Here is an 18,754-nt window from a genome sequence, read left to right as displayed (position 1 = left end):
GTTTGCTCTTTGATTTTCATTGAGTATTAGAACATACATGGAGGTCGTCATGGATAATATCATCGATGTGTCAATTCCCGTTGCAGAAGTGGTGGACAAGCATCCAGAAGTCTTGGAAATTCTAGTGGAGCTGGGTTTTAAACCTCTAGCCAATCCCTTGATGCGCAATACTGTCGGTCGCAAAGTATCGCTTAAGCAAGGTTCTAAGCTTGAAGGAACTCCTATGGACAAGATTGTCCGCACGCTGGAAGCAAATGGCTACGAAGTGATTGGATTAGACTAATGACAGATGAACAGATTCATATCCTGCGGGATATTTTGTTAGAATTGCACAATGGTGCCTCTCCTGAGTCAGTTCAGGAGCGTTTTGATGCGACCTTTACAGGTGTGTCAGCCATCGAGATTTCCCTCATGGAGCACGAGCTGATGAACTCAGACTCAGGTGTCACCTTTGAAGATGTCATGGAACTCTGCGATGTCCATGCCAATCTTTTTAAAAACGCTGTTAAGGGTGTCGAAGTAGAGGATACCGAGCATCCTGGCCACCCCGTTCGCGTCTTTAAGGATGAAAATCTGGCTCTTCGTGCAGCCTTGATTCGCATTCGGAGATTGTTAGATACCTATGAGTCTATGGAAGACGAGGAAATGCTTGCGGAGATGCGCAAGGGCTTGGTCCGTCAAATGGGGCTTTTGGGGCAATTTGACATCCACTACCAGCGCAAGGAAGAGCTCTTCTTTCCCATCATGGAGCGCTATGGTCACGATTCACCTCCCAAAGTTATGTGGGGAGTGGATGACCAGATCAGGGAACTCTTTCAGATAGCTCTAACGACAGCCAAAGCACTACCAGAAGTGTCGATTAGAAGTGTAAAGGAAGCTTTTGAAGCTTTTGCGACAGAGTTTGAAAGTATGATTTTCAAGGAAGAGTCCATCCTCCTCATGATTCTCCTTGAGTCGTTCACCCAGGATGACTGGATTCAGATTGCGGAGGAGAGCGATGCCTACGGCTATGCCATCATTCGTCCGTCCGAGAAATGGGTGCCTGAGCGACAGAGCTTTGTTGAGGAAAAGAGTGCAGAGGAGCCCGTGCAACTAGACACGGCAGAAGGTCAAGTTCAGCAAGTTATCGATACACCAGAAGGCCAGTTCACCATTACCTTTACCCCTAAGGAAAAGGAAGCAGTGCTGGACCGTCATAGCCAACAGGCTTTTGGCAATGGCTATCTCTCAGTCGAGCAGGCCAACCTCATCCTCAATCACCTCCCTATGGAGATTACCTTTGTCAATAAAGACGACATTTTCCAGTATTACAATGACAATGCGCCAGCTGATGAGATGATTTTCAAACGGACGCCGTCCCAAGTCGGGCGTAATGTAGAACTCTGCCATCCGCCTAAGTACCTAGACAAGGTGAAGGCCGTTATGAAAGGTCTTCGTGAAGGTAAAAAAGACAAGTATGAAATGTGGTTCAAGTCGGAGTCGCGAGGCAAGTTTGTCCACATCACCTATGCTGCAGTACACGATGAGAACGGGGAATTTCAAGGAGTCCTAGAGTATGTTCAGGATATCCAGCCTTACCGTGAGATTGATACGGACTACTTCCGTGGATTAGAATAAGGAGAATCAATGAGTTACGAACAAGAATTTATGAAGGAATTTGAGGCCTGGGTGAACACCCAGATCATGATCAACGACATGGCGCATAAGGAAAGTCAGAAGGTTTACGAAGAAGACCAAGACGAGCGTGCCAAAGATGCCATGATTCGCTACGAAAGCCGCTTGGATGCTTATCAGTTCTTGCTTGGTAAGTTTGAAAATTTCAAAGCAGGCAAGGGATTTCATGATTTGCCAGAAGGATTGTTTGGCGAGAGAAATTATTAATCGTTGTAAATCAAAAAGTGCGTATGAACGCACTTTTTCTGTTTATACGTGATGTGTGTGTTTGGTAATCCATTGTTCCATTTTAATATGCAACCAGAATGAATAGATGCCCAAAGTGATGATGGTGAGCAAGAACCACTTGATCCAGTTCCCGAATAATTGAGAACCTGTTCCGTCAAAATAGAGGCGACGCCCATCGATGACAGTGTGATTGACTTTCCAGTTTTGCATCATACAAACTGCCCAAGGCGTAGCGATTCCAATAGTAAAAACTATGATAAGCATGGCTAGGATAGCATATCCAACGTAGCTCAAAAGACCACCATCAAAGTAACTTTCATTATTCATATTCTTCTCCTTATCAGCTTTTTACGTGAATTAGTCTTGCACATTACTGCATGTTTTATCAAGAAGTTGAATCATTGTCAAATTAGATTGAAAGAAAAAACGGCTAGATTTTTAGGAGCAATCTCGTTTCCTTTCTTGATTTTTTCCCAAAATCTTGATAGAATATCTTTATTAAATCCTTGTCAGAACAGGGATTTTTTATTGAAAGGATTTTATCATGTCAAAGAAACTCCAACGGAAAAAACAATTACGAAACAGCCTTCGTCGTTCAGGTGCATTTTCAAGTACGGTGACCAAGGTTGTCGAAGAAACAAAAAAAGTTGTGAAACATGCAGAAAAATCTGCTAGCGAAGCAGGGAAAGTTGTCTCTAAAAAAGTGGAACAAGCAGTAGAAGCAACTAAAGAGCAAGCTCAAAAAGTTACAAGCTCTGTAGAAGAATTCGCAGCCAACCTAGGTGGACTTTCAGTCGACCGTGCCAAGACTTTCTACGATGAAGGAATCAAGTCTACTACTGATTTCAAAAATTGGACAGAAAAAGAACTCCTTGCCTTAAAAGGAATCGGTCCAGCTACCATCAAGAAATTAAAAGAAAACGGCATCAAGTTCAAGTAATCTTTCTTGCCCCTTGCATTTCCGTCAAAAACTTGTTAAAATAAAGCCATTAGAGGTGTTTTGAGTCCCACATTTTACAGAAAGTGGCGGTGTTGAGAAGTCCACAAATGTGTCGAAACTGGTTGCTAATGGATGAAAAATTGAAATAAAAGTGTCTTTTTGTTTTAAAGACGAGAGTTGCGGGCTCTGCCCGAAATTGGGTGGTACCGCGGATAAACACATTCGTCCCTGTCATGGATATGGCAGGGCTTTTCTTTTTTTGCGTCTTAGTCAAAGGAGGTTGTTATGAAGCAATCTTTTAAAACAAGTAAGCTCTACTATGGCTTTCCTATCTTCATTTTGGGATATCAGGATCAGAATTTTGGGCACAATATTACGACCTGTAGCTCCTCTTATAGCTTGGGAGATTGGCTAGTCATAGGTGTTGGTGCTGAGGAAAATGCGGCTGAGCAAATCAAGCATTTCCAGAAGTTTACTGTGAACATACCTGATGAAAACCTCATGCTCGAAATGGAGCAGGCTGGTTTTATTAGCCATCGAGAAAAGTTGGGACACTTGGGGCTAGACTATGAGATTTCTGAACAGACTCAGGCACCGATTTTAAAGGCCTGTCCAGTCGTATTGGACTGTCAGGTAGATAGGATTATCGAGGAAGACGGCATCTGCCATATCTTTGCCAAGATTCTCGAGCGACTTGCTGATCCTGAGCTCTTGGATGACAAGGGGCATTTTAAAAATGACCGTTTTTCGCCAACTTACTTTATGGGGGACGGCCACCAGCGCGTTTATCGTTATTTAGATGATCGTGTCGACCCTATGGGGAACTTCATCAAGAAAGCGAGGAGGAAGGATGGCAAGAGTAACATTACCTGAGCGAATCGAAACGGAGCGACTGGTCTTGCGAGTCCGCACAGTGGCGGATGCTGAGGATATATTTGACTATGCCAGTCTTCCAGAAGTTTCTTATCCCGCTGGTTTTCCACCCGTCAAGATCTTGGAAGATGAGATTTATTATCTGGAGCACATTCTTCCCGAACGCAATGAAAAGGACAATCTCCCAGCTGGTTATGGCATTGTGGTCAAAGGAACTGATACAATCATCGGCTCTGTTGATTTTCCTCATCGACACGAAGACGACGTGCTGGAGATTGGCTATACCTTGCACCCAAACTATTGGGGTCTAGGTTATGTTCCAGAGGCGGCACGTGCCTTGATTGACCTAGCTTTTAAAGAACTTGATCTTCACAAGATTGAACTGACTTGCTTTGGGTATAACCTTCAAAGTCAACGAGTTGCAGAGAAACTTGGCTTTACCCTCGAAGCCCGCATCCGGGACAGAACGGATGTTCAAGGAAACCGCTGTGACAGTCTGATATATGGCTTGCTGAGGAGTGAGTGGGAAATTTAGTAATGAAAAGAGATGAATAATGGCAAAAAAAGAAGTAAATACTGATTTATGGGTTCATGAACTTTTAAAAGAAGCAGGAATCCGTGAAAATTTTGATGCGCAGGGAAGTAATGTTAAAGAGATTAATGAAGCACTGAAGACTGCTTCGAAAAAAGGGACTGGAAATTCAGGCTTCCCAGAATACGTTGGAATTGTTAAAGACTTCTTAATCATTATTGAAGATAAACCTGGATTATCAAAACATATCAATTATACAGATGATGATTTGATTGCTGATGATGTCAAATCAAATACAGACTATGCAGTAAACGGAGCGGTCTTTTATGCTAAACATTTAGCAGATAAGGTTAGTTACAAAAAAATCATTGCTGTTGGAATTAGTGGCAATGAAAAAAAACATCGCATTACTCCTGTTTTTGTAAATGAACGTGGTGAATATTTTGAACTTGCGGATATTGAGACCCTTATTTCCTTTTCAATAGATAATATTGATGAGTATTACGTAAAAGAGATTCTTCAAGAAGAAACCAATTTTGAAAAAGAAACTGCTGAAATTTTAAAAGATGCCGCGACTTTACACAATGATTTGAGAAATTACGGCAATATTGAGGAAAAGAACAAACCTCTGATTGTTTCAGGAATTCTGTTAGCATTGAGAGAAACGGAGCATGGAAACTTCTCTCTGGAAAGTTTAACTGGAGATACTGTAAAAACAGACGGCTCAAAGATTTATACTGCCATCAAGTCTAACCTTCAGCGCGCTAATGTGTCTCCTGAAGTAAAAAAAGATAAACTACTTAGTCAGTTTGCTATCATTAGAGACGATGTGAAAATTAATGAAAAAAATGCTAATCTAGGTAAAACACCTATCAAACATTTCACAGAATTTCTTTATAAGAGTATTTATCAAAGTTTAAGATATAACAGTTCTGCTGAAGATTATCTAGGTCGTTTTTACGGAGAATTCATGTCTTACTCTGGAGGAGATGGCCAGAACTTAGGCATTGTTTTAACACCAAAGCATATCACGGAACTGTTTTGTGATTTGGTTGATTTGAAACCGACGGATAAGGTTTTTGATCCGACTTGCGGTACAGCAGGCTTCCTAATCGCTGCTATGCATGATATGTTAACAAAAGCAGAAAATGATTCTCAACGTGACCAAATTCGGAAACATCAGCTCTTCGGGATTGAAGAACAATCTTATATGTTTACAATTGCTACGACGAATATGATATTACGAGGTGATGGGAAAAGTAACCTTGAAAACCAAGACTTTCTACGCCAAAATCCTAGTAAGCTTCAGCTAAAACAATGCAACGTTGGTATGATGAATCCGCCATATTCAATGGGTTCGACAGCCAATACAGATCTGTATGAAATCAACTTTACAGAACACCTGTTAAATTCTTTAGTTGAAGGTGCTAAGGCGGTTGTCATCGTTCCTCAGTCCACCTTTACAGGGAAGACCAAGTTTGAAAAAGAAACTAAACAAAATATTTTAAAACACCATACTTTAGAAGGTGTTATTACACTTAATAAAAATACCTTTTATGGCGTGGGAACAAACCCTTGTATTGCAGTATTTACAGCTGGTATACCGCATCGTCCGGAAAAAGAATGCAAATTTATCAACTTTGAAAATGATGGTTTTGAAGTCTCTAAACACATCGGTCTAGTTGAAACAGCTACGGCTAAAGATAAAAAACAACACTTGCTTGATGTCTGGTTTGATCGCACTGAAGCAGAAACTAAGTTCTGTGTTCAAACAACGATTGAAGCTGATGATGAGTGGCTCCACTCTTTCTATTACTTTAATGATGAAATTCCTTCTGAGGAAGATTTTCAAAAGACCATTGCAGATTATCTAACTTTTGAAGTCAATATGATTACTCATGGACGAGGTTATCTTTTCGGAATAGAAGAGAAAGAGAATTACCAAGAAATTACCGATATTGAGGAACTTCCGATGGTAGCGGAAAAAGGTGACGATTATGAATGAAATTTCTAATTTTGTCCTATATACGACACCTAATGGTGATGTTAATTTAGATATTCTATTACAAGATGAAAATCTTTGGTTGACACAAAAAGGGATTTCTGAGTTATTCGGAGTTTCTAAATCAACGGTTAGTCACCATTTATCAAATATTTATAGTGATGGCGAGTTAGACAAGCTGGCAACTGTTCGAAAATTTCGAACAGTTCAAAAAGAGGGTAGTAGAGCGGTTCAGCGCGAATTGGAGTATTACAATCTTGATGCCATTATATCAGTTGGTTATCGCGTCAATTCAACAAAGGCGACACAATTTCGAATTTGGGCAACTAATACTTTAAAAGAATTTATTATTAAGGGGTTCGTACTTGATGATGAGCGTCTTAAACAGGGACAAACGGTCTTTGGTCAAGATTACTTCCGTGAACTCTTAGAGCGAATCCGTTCCATCCGTGCCAGTGAACGCCGTATTTATCAGCAAATAACCGATATTTTTGCGGAATGCGCTATTGACTACGATAGAAATTCTGAAATCACTAAGAATTTCTATGCCATGGTGCAGAACAAGTTTCATTTTGCTATTACAGGTAATACCGCTACTGAGATCATTTATCATAAGGCAGACGCTGATAAGAAACAAATGGGATTAACGACTTGGAAGAATGCACCAGATGGCCGAGTACTGAAATCGGATGTAACAGTTGCTAAGAATTATTTGCAAGAAAGCGAAATCCGTCAGCTAGAGCGTACCGTAACCTCTTACTTCGACTATATTGAAGGTTTGGTTGAACGCCGTAATACCTTTACCATGCAATCTTTGGCGGAAAGTATTGACCGCTTCCTTTCTTTTAATGAATATGAAATTCTAGAAGGAAAAGGATCTATTTCTAAAAAACAGGCAGACGAGAAAGCCAGTCAAGAATATGAGAAGTTCAACCGTACCCAGAAAATCGTATCGGATTTTGACAAGCAAATCAAAAAACTAATGGCAGGTGACAAAGATGAGTAAGTTAAAATTGACGGATGTGGAGTGGGGAGAGTTTAAAGTAAAAGATATTTTTGAAGTAACTAATTCAAAACCTTACCATAAAAATAATCTTAAAATCACTAAAAAGGGTATACCATATATTACAAGAACATCTTTTAACAATGGCTTAGAGGAAATAGTTGAAAATATAAATGTTCATAAAAATCCTAAAAATACTATAAGTCTCGGAGCTGAAAATGCAGATTTCTTTTACCAGTCAGTGGAGTATATTACTGGAAATAAAATGTATATTATCCAAAATGATAATATTTCCAAAAACGTAGGGATATTTTTGGTTCAATCTTTTAGAAATAGTATAAAAGACTGTGGTTTTGGATATGGAAAAGGTCTGACAGGAACTAGATTCAAAGAAAGAATCGTAATTTTGCCGATGGATTCCCAAGGTCAGCCTAACTGGCAGTTCATGGAAGATTACATCAAGCAGGAACAGAAGCAACAAGTTCAGAAAATCATTGATTATTATGAGCGTAAATTGGTTGAGCTAGCTGGAGATGTGGCAGGACTAGACAAGGTAGAATGGAAAACATTTCGTTTCACTGAAGTTTTTCAAGAAATTCAAAGAGGAAAACGTCTGACAAAAGCTAATCAGACAGATGGTCCTAAACCTTATATTTCCTCAACTTCCGAAAACAATGGTGTAGATGCCTTTATTGGAAATGAAACAGGAGTTCGGAAATTTGAAGATGTCCTCACTCTTGCCAATAGCGGAAGTGTCGGTTCCACTTTTTATCAGCAATTTGAGTTTGTGGCTAGTGATCACGTAACAGCTTTAAAGTCTGAGAATGCAGACAAATACGCTTATCTATTTTTATCTACCGTTGTTAAACGCTTAGAAGAAAAATATTCTTTTAACAGAGAGATTAACGACACCCGTATAAAAAGAGAAAAACTCATTCTTCCAGTTGATAAAGAAGGTAACCCTAATTTCCAATATATGTCTGACTTTGTGAAAAAATTAGAACTGGATAAAGCCCAAGAAGTGCTCGAATATATATATATATATCAGAGTGAAGAACATTCTTGAAGAAAAAGTTTGTGAAATTTCTTGGAAAGATTTCTGGATTGAGGATGTTTGTGAGATTAAATCAGGCGTTCGTTTGACAAAAGCAAATCAAGAAATTGGATTGAGACCATTTGTAGGTGCTAGCGATAGTGATAATGGAGTTACAGCTTTTGTATCTAATACAAATAAAAGTCTTGATGCAAATGTACTCGGTGTAAATTACAATGGTAGTGTTGTTGAAAATTTCTATCATCCCTACGAAGCCATTTTTTCTGATGATGTCAAACGTTTGAAATGGAAGGACGAGATATACGGAAACAAATATACCTACCTTTTCTTGAAACAAATGATTTTGTCGCAAAAAATCAAGTATGCCTATGGTTATAAATTCAATGGCGAACGCATGAAACGTCAAAAGATTATGTTGCCAGTTACTAAAACTGGATTGCCAGATTATGACTATATGACTTCTTATATGAAAAAACAAGAATTAGAACAAATTTTTAAGATATTGAACTACTTAAACAAGGAGAACACACATGTCTAAAGAACTTTCACCTAAATACAATCCAGCTGAGGTTGAGGCTGGTCGTTACCAAAAATGGCTTGATGCAGATGTTTTCAAGCCTTCTGGCGATAAAAAGGCTAAGCCTTATTCAATCGTAATTCCACCACCAAACGTAACTGGGAAACTCCACCTTGGTCACGCTTGGGATACGACTCTGCAAGATATTATCATCCGTCAAAAACGCATGCAAGGTTTTGATACGCTTTGGCTTCCTGGTATGGACCATGCTGGGATTGCCACTCAAGCTAAAGTAGAAGCCCGTTTGGCTGAGGACGGCATCTCTCGTTATGACCTCGGTCGTGAGAAATTCCTCGATAAGGTTTGGGAATGGAAAGACGAGTATGCCACTACCATCAAGGAACAATGGGGGAAGATGGGGCTCTCTGTAGACTATTCTCGTGAGCGTTTCACCCTTGACGAAGGGTTATCAAAAGCGGTTCGTAAGGTCTTTGTAGAGCTTTACAAGAAGGGCTGGATCTACCGTGGTGAATTTATCATCAACTGGGATCCGAAAGCTCGTACAGCCCTTTCTGATATCGAGGTTATTCACAAGGATGTGGAAGGTGCCTTCTACCACATGAACTACATGTTGGAAGATGGTTCACGTGCCCTTGAAGTAGCAACAACTCGTCCTGAAACCATGTTTGGGGATACTGCCGTAGCGGTTAACCCAAATGATGACCGTTATAAAGACTTGATTGGTCAAAATGTTATCTTGCCAATCTTGAACAAGCCAATTCCAATAGTTGGGGACGAACACGCAGATCCTGAATTTGGTACCGGTGTGGTTAAAATCACTCCTGCCCACGACCCTAATGACTTCTTGGTTGGTCAACGTCATAACTTGCCACAAGTCAACGTTATGAACGATGATGGTACCATGAATGAATTGGCTGGTGAATTCAATGGCATGGACCGCTTTGAAGCTCGTAAGGCTGTTATCAAGAAGTTAGAAGAAATTGGTGCCCTTGTTAAGATTGAGAAGATGACCCACTCAGTTGGTCACTCAGAGCGTACAGGGGTTATGGTTGAGCCACGTTTGTCTACACAATGGTTCGTCAAGATGGACCAATTGGCTAAAAATGCCATTGCCAACCAAGATACAGAAGACAAGGTTGAATTCTACCCACCTCGTTTCAACGATACCTTCCTTCAATGGATGGAAAATGTCCATGACTGGGTAATCTCTCGTCAGCTCTGGTGGGGGCACCAAATCCCTGCTTGGTACAATGCTGAGGGTGAAATGTACGTCGGTGAAGAAGCACCAGAAGGTGACGGATGGACTCAGGACGAAGACGTCTTGGATACTTGGTTCAGTTCTGCCCTTTGGCCATTCTCAACCATGGGCTGGCCTGATGTCGACTCAGAAGACTTCAAACGTTACTTCCCAACTTCAACCTTGGTAACAGGTTACGACATCATCTTCTTCTGGGTGTCTCGTATGATCTTCCAATCCTTGGAATTCACTGGCCGTCAGCCATTCCAAAACGTTCTTATCCATGGTCTCATTCGTGACGAGCAAGGACGCAAGATGTCAAAATCTCTCGGTAACGGGATTGACCCGATGGATGTTATCGAGAAATACGGTGCCGATGCCCTTCGTTGGTTCCTTTCAAACGGTTCAGCACCAGGGCAAGACGTGCGCTTCTCTTACGAGAAAATGGATGCTTCTTGGAACTTCATTAACAAGATCTGGAACATCTCTCGCTACATCCTCATGAACAATGAAGGATTGACCCTTGAGCAAGCAACGGTTAATGTCGAAAAAGTTGCCAATAAGGAAGCTGGAAATGTCACAGACCGCTGGATTCTCCACAACCTCAATGAAACGATCGGCAAAGTTACTGAAAACTTTGACAAGTTTGAGTTTGGTGTGGCTGGACACATCCTCTACAACTTCATCTGGGACGAGTTTGCGGACTGGTATGTTGAGTTGACTAAGGAAGTCCTTTATAGCGATAACGAAGAAGAGAAAGTCATCACACGTTCTGTTCTCCTTTACACGTTGGACAAGATCCTTCGCCTCCTTCACCCAATCATGCCATTCGTGACAGAGGAGATCTTTGGACAAATCTCAGAGGGCTCTATCGTTACAGCAGAATACCCAACTGTTAACCCAGCCTTTGAAGACCTTGTGGCTCACACAGGTGTGGAAAGCCTCAAAGACTTGATCCGTGCTGTTCGTAATGCGCGTGCAGAAGTAAACGTAGCACCAAGCAAGCCTATCACTATCCTTGTGAAGACAAGCGATGGCAACTTGGAAGCCTTCTTTAACAGCAATGTCAACTACATCAAACGCTTCACAAATCCAGAACACTTGGAAATCGCATCAACCATCCCTGCACCTGAACTCGCTATGTCAAGCGTCATCACAGGAGCAGAAATCTACTTGCCACTCGCAGACCTCCTCAACGTCGAAGAAGAACTCGCTCGTCTCGATAAGGAACTGGCTAAATGGCAAAAAGAACTGGATATGGTCGGCAAAAAGCTTTCTAACGAACGCTTCGTAGCCAACGCCAAACCAGAAGTCGTCCAAAAAGAACGCGACAAACAAGCCGACTACCAAGCTAAGTACGACGCGACCGTCGCACGTATTGATGAGATGAAGAAGTTGGTAAAATAAGTTATAAACCTCGGCAATTTGCTGGGGTTTTTGGTATAATGAATAATAGTGTGTATTTGATGTAATATATTTTATTTATTTAAAAGGCTTAATTATGATTAATATAATAGATTTATTTAGTGGTGCAGGCGGATTAACTGAGGGATTCAGAAATCAGCAATATAAAATATTGGGTCATGTAGAGAAAGAAAAAGCGGCTTGTGAAACTTTAAAACTTAGGGAAGTATATTATTATTTAAAGGAAAAAAATAAATTAGGACTTTATAATGATTTTCTAAATAGTAAGACTAGTATAGAGGATTTGTTGAAACATATACCTCAAGAAAAATTGAATAAAATTCTTAACTTTGAAATTAGTCAAGAAAATATTCACAGTATTTTTAGTTTTTTTGATGATTTAGGGGAAAACGTTGATGGAATTATAGGTGGTCCTCCATGTCAAGCTTATTCAACCATTGGAAGAGCTAGAAATGCAAGTAAAAAGTCTTCAGATGAAAGAATTTATTTATATAAATTTTATATACATTTTTTAAACAAGTATCAACCCAAATTTTTTATTTTTGAAAATGTAAAAGGATTATTGAGCTTTAGAGATGCTGATGATGAGTTTTTATTACCTAGAATGAAAAAAGAATTTGAAGAGGCTGGCTATTCTTTAGGTTATGAAGTTTTAAATACTAAAAACTATGGTGTCCCACAATCAAGAGAAAGACTTATTATTTTTGGAGTGATGAATGAGAAAAAAGAACTCATTCAAGAATTCTTTAAAAATCTTAAAAAATATGAAGAAAATGAGGTGGATGTTAAAACAGCTTTTCAGGGATTACCTAGTTTGAAGGCGGGAGAAGTAAACAATTCTTATACAAATTTATCAAATGATTATGTTGAACAAAATTTTTTACAGGATTCTAAAACGCCATTAACTCAAAATATTGCAAGACCAAATAATAGCAACGACTTAGCAATTTATAAAATTGTAGCAGAAGCTAAGAAAAATGGTAAAAATATTAAATATAGTGAACTTGACTCAAAGCTAAAAACCCATAAACATACGGATAAATTTTTGGACAGATTCAAAGCTCTTTCATGGAATTCTCCATCACATACAGTAGTTGCACATATTTCAAAAGATGGTCATCATTATATTCATCCAGATACAAAACAAAATAGATCAATTACTGTGAGAGAGGCAGCTAGATTACAGGGATTTCCAGATAATTACTATTTCTTAGACTCTAGAACCAGCGCTTTTACTCAAATTGGCAATGCTGTACCTCCAATTTTTAGCAAAAAGATGGCTGATACGATTTTAACATTGGAGTTTAAATAAAAATCAACATATGTTCGTCATTTAGAGATTGAACATATGTTGATTTTTTAGTTACAAAAGATCGAAAGCAGCAAGAAGTTGAGGAGCTACAGCATTCCATATTGTTTTTAAGGTATTAAATTGAGGGAAATTATGAGCATCATGCATTAATGTATTTAAATGCTCTGTTGCTCTTATACTTGAAAATTCGTCAATTAGGCTTTGAACTCTATTTGGGGCTATCTTCCCTTTTATAGAAAGCAGTCGAATCATAGTTTCATACTTAACCTTAAATGAGAGAGGATCAACTTGATTTTCAGCAGTCAATTTTTTTGGAGTGTTATTTATTCTGATTAAGTCATCAGCACTTGCTTCCTCCCAGTAGCGTTTCAATAATACAGTTGTTGTACTTTCAATCATTGCACGTAGTAGTAGGCCTTGGGTTAGAATGAATCGATTGATATCTTTATCTTCTGCTGCTTCTATCATCTCCTCTCTTAGCCTTCGGATTTTAGTACCAATATTTTGTGGAACTCTAAAATTAGCTGGGACTAGTTCTTTATACACACTGTTATCTTTTTTATATGAGGTAGTTGATTTTATTGCAAAATCTAAAATATTTTGTTTTGTTTTTTCTGGGACATCAACATCATCATTTTCTAATGCTTTGCTAATTTTATTGATGCTTTCTTTATCTTCGGTTGATAATGTGGTTTCTGCTAAAGAAGGAGTTTTTTGAATATTTTCTTGTGCTTTTTTCTCTTTTGCTTCGGAACGTCGCTTTTTCCATTCTCTTTGAATAATTCCTATTAGTTTGTTAAGATTTTCTTTGATTTCTATTAATTCGTCATCAGCTTCCCATCTAATAGATTGTCTATCTGTTGAAATAAAATCTTTTTTATTATCATCATCAAGAAAATCAATATTAAAGTAACCGGCTGCATAACTATAGAAATTATCATTTGCTCTATCTTGAAATTGTGTAACAGATTGTTCACTCGCTAGCTTTCCTCTAGATAGTACTGAAAACCCACGTTGATTGGCCTGTAAAGGTGTTTTCTTGGTGCAAATAATCCCGTTTATATGATACTCTTTAAGGTTATGAATGACTATTTGAGATTGTTTATTTGTAAGAGTTTCAAAATCATCTGGAAAAGAAAAAGTAAACTCAATTTCGTCTTTCTTAGGTCGTATACTATTGATAAATACCTCTTCATCTAATTCCTTAATGGTACCGTCATCGCTTGCTAAAGTTACTAAAAAATCTGTACGGGAATACTTGTTAAATCTTTTAGAAAGACTATCATATAATGTATCGATTTTAGTCAGATTTTTTAAAGTAATGTCTTTAATGGTTATTTTTGTACCATTTGGTTCGTCGGTTTGAACATTATAATGGATTGTTTTTGGATGATATGTATTATTTGATGAGCCCTGTATGTCATTATAATTCAATTCAAAAGAGTTTAGTTTCTTATTTTGAATGCTATCAATAATAATTGTATTAGCAATACCAAATAAAGCTAGTTTTCCAAGTCCTTTTTTTCCTGTAACTTTTCTGCCGTTTTTCGATAGTCCGGCTTCATTTTTTTCATCATTTATTTTATCTGTCAATCGTCTATTTCTAGCAATGGTCAAAAAATTTTCATTTAGCTCTTGTGCTGACATACCATTGCCGTCGTCTGATACGGTTATTATTTTTTCTCGATAATTAATATGAATTTTAACATTATGGCTATCAGCATCCCAAGAATTGCTGATGAGTTCGGCAATTGCCTGTGGTAACTGTTTATATAATCCAATACCTAGGTGTTGAATTGTTGCAGCATGATAGTTAAGTGTAAATTCTGCTGACATATCGGACTCCTGTGTTTAATATTTTGTTAAATATAGTATATCATATTTTAAAAGTAAAATATCGTTAATACTGGTCATTCATTTTGATTCAAATCTATTTTGTATTGGATTCATAATAGTAGTTTGACAACACAGTAATTGCTGCTGCAACAACATTTATTATTTTTTTGACATAACCTTCCTCCAAATAATATTTTAACAAATATTTTAAAATTTACCATGTGATAAAATCAATTGATTTTACTCAATAAATCACAGACAAATCTATTTTAACCTTTGACTATTCCGTAAAATTATCGTAAAATAAAGAGTAAATGATAAAATGAGGTCAGAGTCTGTTTACTCTGGCGATAGTAGTATAAATGAGGAGAAACGCTTTGGAATTAGAAGTATTTGCTGGGCAAGAAAAAAGTGAACTATCTATGATTGAGGTGGCGCGTGCTATCTTGGAACTTCGTGGTCGCGACCATGAGATGCATTTTAGCGATCTTGTAAACGAAATTCAAAACTACCTTGGAACATCAAACAGCGATATCCGCGAAGCTTTGCCTTTGTTTTACACAGAGTTGAACTTTGACGGTAGCTTCATCTCTCTTGGAGACAACAAATGGGGTCTTCGTTCATGGTATGGTGTGGACGAAATCGACGAAGAAATCATCGCTCTTGAAGAAAATGACGACGATGAAGTAGCACCAAAAGCTAAGAAAAAACGTGTCAATGCCTTCATGGATGGTGATTCAGATGCCATTGACTATAATGCGGATGATCCAGAAGACGAAGATGCATACGAAGCAGATCCAGCTCTTTCATACGATGATGAAAATCCAGATGATGAGAAAAATGAAGTGGAAGCTTACGATGCAGAAATCAACGAAATTGCTCCTGATGACTTGGGTGAAGACGTGGATCTCAATGAAGAAGATGACGAGTTTTCAGACGATGATTCTGAAAACATCGAGGAATAAAAGTTAGCTATTGACAATTATCCTATTTTTAGGTATCATATTGTTCGGGCACCTCTTTTAGAGGTCGGAGCTCCCTAGTTCTTAGGGAGCTATTTTTGTTTTTTCAAGAAGTTATCTTCTTGTATTTTAGTTGTGAATCTGGTGCAGTCGTCCCAGATTATTCTTATTAGTAGGGTCTTGTTTTCTATGTCCCCTCGTAGTTAACAAGACCTTGAGCATTTTAGAAAGAGGAATCTATGTCTACGAAATATATTTTTGTAACTGGTGGTGTGGTATCGTCTATTGGGAAAGGGATTGTGGCAGCAAGTCTAGGCCGTCTCTTGAAAAATCGTGGTCTCAAAGTAACCATTCAAAAGTTTGACCCTTATATCAATATCGATCCGGGAACTATGAGTCCTTACCAGCACGGGGAAGTTTTTGTGACAGATGACGGAGCTGAGACAGATTTGGACTTGGGTCACTATGAACGTTTCATCGATATCAATCTTAACAAATATTCCAACGTGACAACTGGTAAAATTTACAGTGAAGTTCTTCGTAAGGAACGCCGTGGAGAATACCTTGGGGCAACTGTTCAGGTTATTCCTCATATCACAGATGCTTTGAAAGAAAAAATCAAGCGTGCCGCTCTAACGACTGATTCTGATGTCATTATTACAGAAGTTGGTGGAACAGTAGGAGATATCGAGTCCTTGCCATTCTTAGAGGCCCTTCGTCAGATGAAGGCAGATGTGGGTGCGGATAATGTCATGTATATCCATACAACCCTGCTTCCATACCTCAAGGCAGCTGGTGAAATGAAAACCAAACCAACCCAACACTCTGTCAAAGAATTACGTGGATTGGGAATCCAACCAAATATGTTGGTTATTCGTACAGAAGAGCCAGCTGGTCAAGGAATTAAAAACAAACTAGCACAGTTCTGTGATGTGGCACCAGAAGCCGTTATCGAATCGTTGGATGTTGAACACCTTTACCAAATTCCATTAAACTTGCAGGCACAAGGTATGGATCAAATTGTCTGTGACCATTTGAAATTAGACGCGCCAGTAGCAGATATGACAGAATGGTCAGCCATGGTGGACAAGGTCATGAACCTCAAGAAACAAGTTAAAATTTCCCTTGTCGGTAAGTATGTGGAGTTGCAAGATGCCTACATTTCTGTGGTCGAAGCCTTGAAACACTCTGGTTATGCCAACGACGCAGAAGTTAAAATCAATTGGATCAATGCCAATGATGTGACAGCAGAGAATGTGGCAGAGCTTTTGTCTGATGCGGACGGAATCATCGTACCAGGAGGTTTTGGCCAACGTGGTACTGAAGGGAAAATCCAAGCCATCCGCTATGCGCGTGAGAATGATGTTCCAATGTTGGGAGTCTGCTTGGGAATGCAGTTGACTTGTATCGAGTTTGCTCGTCACGTTTTGGGTCTTGAAGGTGCCAATTCTGCAGAGCTTGCACCAGAAACAAAATACCCTATCATTGATATCATGCGTGATCAGATTGACGTTGAGGATATGGGTGGAACCCTTCGTTTGGGACTTTATCCATCTAAGTTGAAACGTGGCTCTAAGGCCGCGACTGCTTATCACAATCAAGAAGTGGTGCAACGCCGTCACCGTCACCGTTATGAGTTTAATAACGCCTTCCGTGAGCAGTTTGAGGCAGCAGGATTTGTCTTTTCAGGAGTTTCTCCAGACAATCGTTTGGTCGAAATTGTGGAAATTCCTGAAAATAAATTCTTTGTAGCGTGTCAGTATCACCCTGAACTGTCAAGCCGTCCAAATCGTCCAGAAGAACTCTACACTGCCTTTGTCACTGCAGCAGTTGAGAACAGTAATTAGCCAAATCAGAACCTTTGAGAAGAATCTCAGAGGTTTTTTGCTTGCATATTTAGGATAATATTTGCAATTTAAAAACATAGTGATATAATTAACATAAAAAATCCTAAGGAGGATCTACGATGAAAAAAATCACATTATTTGGTTTGTCTCTAGCTGGTCTAGCTTTACTGGCTTTTCCACATTCAGGGCAGGCATTTGAGCTTAAAGAAGAATGGGTTGTTAAGTGTGGAGTACAGTATCAAGATGGCAAGATTCTCCGATTTAATAATGGTCATGAAGTGGATATCAAAGTCTTGGATTTGCCAAAAACCGAGAAAATCGAGTGGACGGTTAGTCTCGATGGTCAAGATCAGACAGTCAATTTTCTAGGTCAAGAAAAGAACAAGTCTATGATTGGTATAGAAGGACGTTACCTGAATTTCTATGTTCCCTATGGCTATAGAGGAAATATCAAGGTAGAAGCTAAGAGCGGAAACGAAGTGAAGACCTGGTCAACGAAAGTTGTGGATGATATTCATAATGATAGTGGAAAGAGAGGTTATTATCGTATTGAAGAATCAAATAATCAATACACCTACCTTGATACAAAATGGGATTATCAAACCAAGACTTACACTGCTACCTTACCAGAGACTGTCAATGGTCAAAAAGTCTTTGCTTGGGCAGACTATAGCAATGGCGAGTTGAAACTTGAAAAACAAAAGTCTATTAGTCATAAATATGCTGGAGGATCTTTCAAAGAACTTTATCCGATTGTGAAAGCAGAAAGCTGGCTAAAATCAAACCAAAACTGGTACTATCAAAAACAAGGTCAATTAGTGCAGAAGGATTGGGTTAAGGACAAGGGAACTTGGTACTTTATGAACGATAAAGGAGTCATGTTCAATCAAACTTGGCTCTATCAAGGTGGCAACTGGTATGCCTTTAAATCATCAGGGGCTATGATTGCTGGTGACTGGATTTATGACCAAGGCAAGTGGTACTATTTATCAACTTCAGGAGCCATGAAAGCAAGCACTTGGGTTTATGACAAGGGAGAATGGTATTATGTAAGTTCTTCTGGTGCCATGCTTGCGAATGATTGGGTCAAAGACAATGGCAAATGGTATTATCTAGCTTCATCAGGTAAGATGCTTCGTAATACCTACACGCCTGATGGTTACTACGTTGACAACTCAGGTGCCTGGCAATAAGAATAATACTCTTCGAAAATCTCTTCAAACCACGTCAGCTTTATCCACAACCTCAAAACGCTGCTTTGAGCAAGCTGCGGCTAGCTTCCTAGTTTGCT

17 protein-coding genes are annotated in these 18,754 nt (G+C 38.9%); 15 read left to right on the top strand and 2 right to left on the bottom strand.

From position 1 onward, the window contains the following. Positions 1–49: 49 nt before the first annotated feature. From HMPREF2764_RS00855 to HMPREF2764_RS00845, 3 genes are read left to right on the top strand one after another with little or no spacing between them, the layout of a single operon-like run. Positions 50–283 (top strand): DUF1858 domain-containing protein, encoded by a 234-nt coding sequence (locus HMPREF2764_RS00855; protein ID WP_000368739.1) that lies wholly within the window; start codon positions 50–52, stop codon positions 281–283. Then, positions 283–1,617 (top strand): DUF438 domain-containing protein, encoded by a 1,335-nt coding sequence (locus tag HMPREF2764_RS00850; protein WP_070526460.1) that lies wholly within the window; start codon positions 283–285, stop codon positions 1,615–1,617. Before HMPREF2764_RS00855 ends, HMPREF2764_RS00850 begins: the two co-directional genes overlap by 1 nt. A gap of 9 nt (positions 1,618–1,626) precedes the next feature. Then, on the top strand, positions 1,627–1,881 hold the full coding sequence (locus HMPREF2764_RS00845; RefSeq protein ID WP_000119707.1) for a DUF1912 family protein: 255 nt from the start codon (positions 1,627–1,629) through the stop codon (positions 1,879–1,881). Positions 1,882–1,923: 42 nt separating this feature from the next. Here the strand turns inward: HMPREF2764_RS00845 and HMPREF2764_RS00840 are convergent, their stop codons facing one another. After that, positions 1,924–2,229, bottom strand: coding sequence for a DUF898 family protein (locus tag HMPREF2764_RS00840; protein WP_033583653.1), 306 nt, complete (start codon positions 2,227–2,229; stop codon positions 1,924–1,926). A gap of 217 nt (positions 2,230–2,446) precedes the next feature. Here HMPREF2764_RS00840 and HMPREF2764_RS00835 point away from each other — a divergent pair, with 217 nt between their 5' ends. The 9 genes from HMPREF2764_RS00835 (at position 2,447) to HMPREF2764_RS00795 (ending at position 12,818) form a co-directional block, all read left to right on the top strand. After that, on the top strand, positions 2,447–2,842 hold the full coding sequence (locus tag HMPREF2764_RS00835; RefSeq protein WP_070526457.1) for a helix-hairpin-helix domain-containing protein: 396 nt from the start codon (positions 2,447–2,449) through the stop codon (positions 2,840–2,842). A 285-nt stretch (positions 2,843–3,127) separates the two neighbouring features. Next, positions 3,128–3,715 (top strand): flavin reductase family protein, encoded by a 588-nt coding sequence (locus HMPREF2764_RS00830; protein WP_033583656.1) that lies wholly within the window; start codon positions 3,128–3,130, stop codon positions 3,713–3,715. Then, positions 3,693–4,250 (top strand): GNAT family N-acetyltransferase, encoded by a 558-nt coding sequence (locus HMPREF2764_RS00825; protein ID WP_033583658.1) that lies wholly within the window; start codon positions 3,693–3,695, stop codon positions 4,248–4,250. The genes HMPREF2764_RS00830 and HMPREF2764_RS00825 overlap by 23 nt, the downstream gene beginning before the upstream one ends. Positions 4,251–4,269: 19 nt before the next feature. Beyond that, complete coding sequence (locus HMPREF2764_RS00820) at positions 4,270–6,252, top strand: HsdM family class I SAM-dependent methyltransferase (protein ID WP_045618122.1); 1,983 nt, start codon at positions 4,270–4,272, stop codon at positions 6,250–6,252. After that, entirely contained in the window at positions 6,245–7,255 is a 1,011-nt protein-coding gene (gene rhuM / locus HMPREF2764_RS00815; RefSeq protein WP_070526453.1) for a virulence RhuM family protein, read from the top strand. The genes HMPREF2764_RS00820 and rhuM overlap by 8 nt, the downstream gene beginning before the upstream one ends. After that, positions 7,248–8,318, top strand: a complete 1,071-nt coding sequence (locus HMPREF2764_RS00810; protein ID WP_070526450.1) for a restriction endonuclease subunit S — start codon at positions 7,248–7,250, stop codon at positions 8,316–8,318. Before rhuM ends, HMPREF2764_RS00810 begins: the two co-directional genes overlap by 8 nt. Continuing rightward, positions 8,311–8,844, top strand: coding sequence for a restriction endonuclease subunit S (locus HMPREF2764_RS00805; RefSeq protein ID WP_033583689.1), 534 nt, complete (start codon positions 8,311–8,313; stop codon positions 8,842–8,844). Before HMPREF2764_RS00810 ends, HMPREF2764_RS00805 begins: the two co-directional genes overlap by 8 nt. Next, positions 8,837–11,488 carry a valine--tRNA ligase gene (locus tag HMPREF2764_RS00800; protein ID WP_070526447.1) on the top strand — a complete coding sequence of 884 codons (2,652 nt, stop codon included), beginning with the start codon at positions 8,837–8,839 and terminating at the stop codon, positions 11,486–11,488. Before HMPREF2764_RS00805 ends, HMPREF2764_RS00800 begins: the two co-directional genes overlap by 8 nt. Positions 11,489–11,582: 94 nt before the next feature. Continuing rightward, a complete protein-coding gene (locus HMPREF2764_RS00795) occupies positions 11,583–12,818 on the top strand; it encodes a DNA cytosine methyltransferase (RefSeq protein ID WP_070526445.1) in 1,236 nt (411 codons plus the stop codon). A 51-nt stretch (positions 12,819–12,869) separates the two neighbouring features. On the opposite strand, the gene HMPREF2764_RS00790 is transcribed toward HMPREF2764_RS00795, so the two are convergent. Further along, positions 12,870–14,654: an ATP-binding protein gene (locus HMPREF2764_RS00790; protein ID WP_004257616.1), complete on the bottom strand. Its 1,785-nt coding sequence runs from the start codon at positions 14,652–14,654 to the stop codon at positions 12,870–12,872. A gap of 377 nt (positions 14,655–15,031) precedes the next feature. Between HMPREF2764_RS00790 and rpoE the strand changes: the two genes are divergently transcribed. From rpoE to HMPREF2764_RS00775, 3 genes are all read left to right on the top strand, one after another. Next, the gene (rpoE, locus tag HMPREF2764_RS00785; RefSeq protein WP_031227756.1) at positions 15,032–15,619 is read left to right on the top strand and encodes a DNA-directed RNA polymerase subunit delta; all 588 of its coding nucleotides are present in this window, start codon (positions 15,032–15,034) and stop codon (positions 15,617–15,619) included. A gap of 236 nt (positions 15,620–15,855) precedes the next feature. Then, the gene (locus HMPREF2764_RS00780) at positions 15,856–17,463 is read left to right on the top strand and encodes a CTP synthase (protein WP_070526441.1); all 1,608 of its coding nucleotides are present in this window, start codon (positions 15,856–15,858) and stop codon (positions 17,461–17,463) included. A 119-nt stretch (positions 17,464–17,582) separates the two neighbouring features. Then, positions 17,583–18,656, top strand: coding sequence for an N-acetylmuramoyl-L-alanine amidase family protein (locus HMPREF2764_RS00775; protein ID WP_070526437.1), 1,074 nt, complete (start codon positions 17,583–17,585; stop codon positions 18,654–18,656). Positions 18,657–18,754 lie beyond the last annotated feature (98 nt).

Origin of the sequence: Streptococcus sp. HMSC073F11, assembly GCF_001810785.1 — a bacterium.
Taxonomy (GTDB): domain Bacteria; phylum Bacillota; class Bacilli; order Lactobacillales; family Streptococcaceae; genus Streptococcus.
The sequence above is the reverse complement of the archived record's forward strand: the minus strand, read 5'-3'. Positions and strand labels throughout refer to the sequence as shown.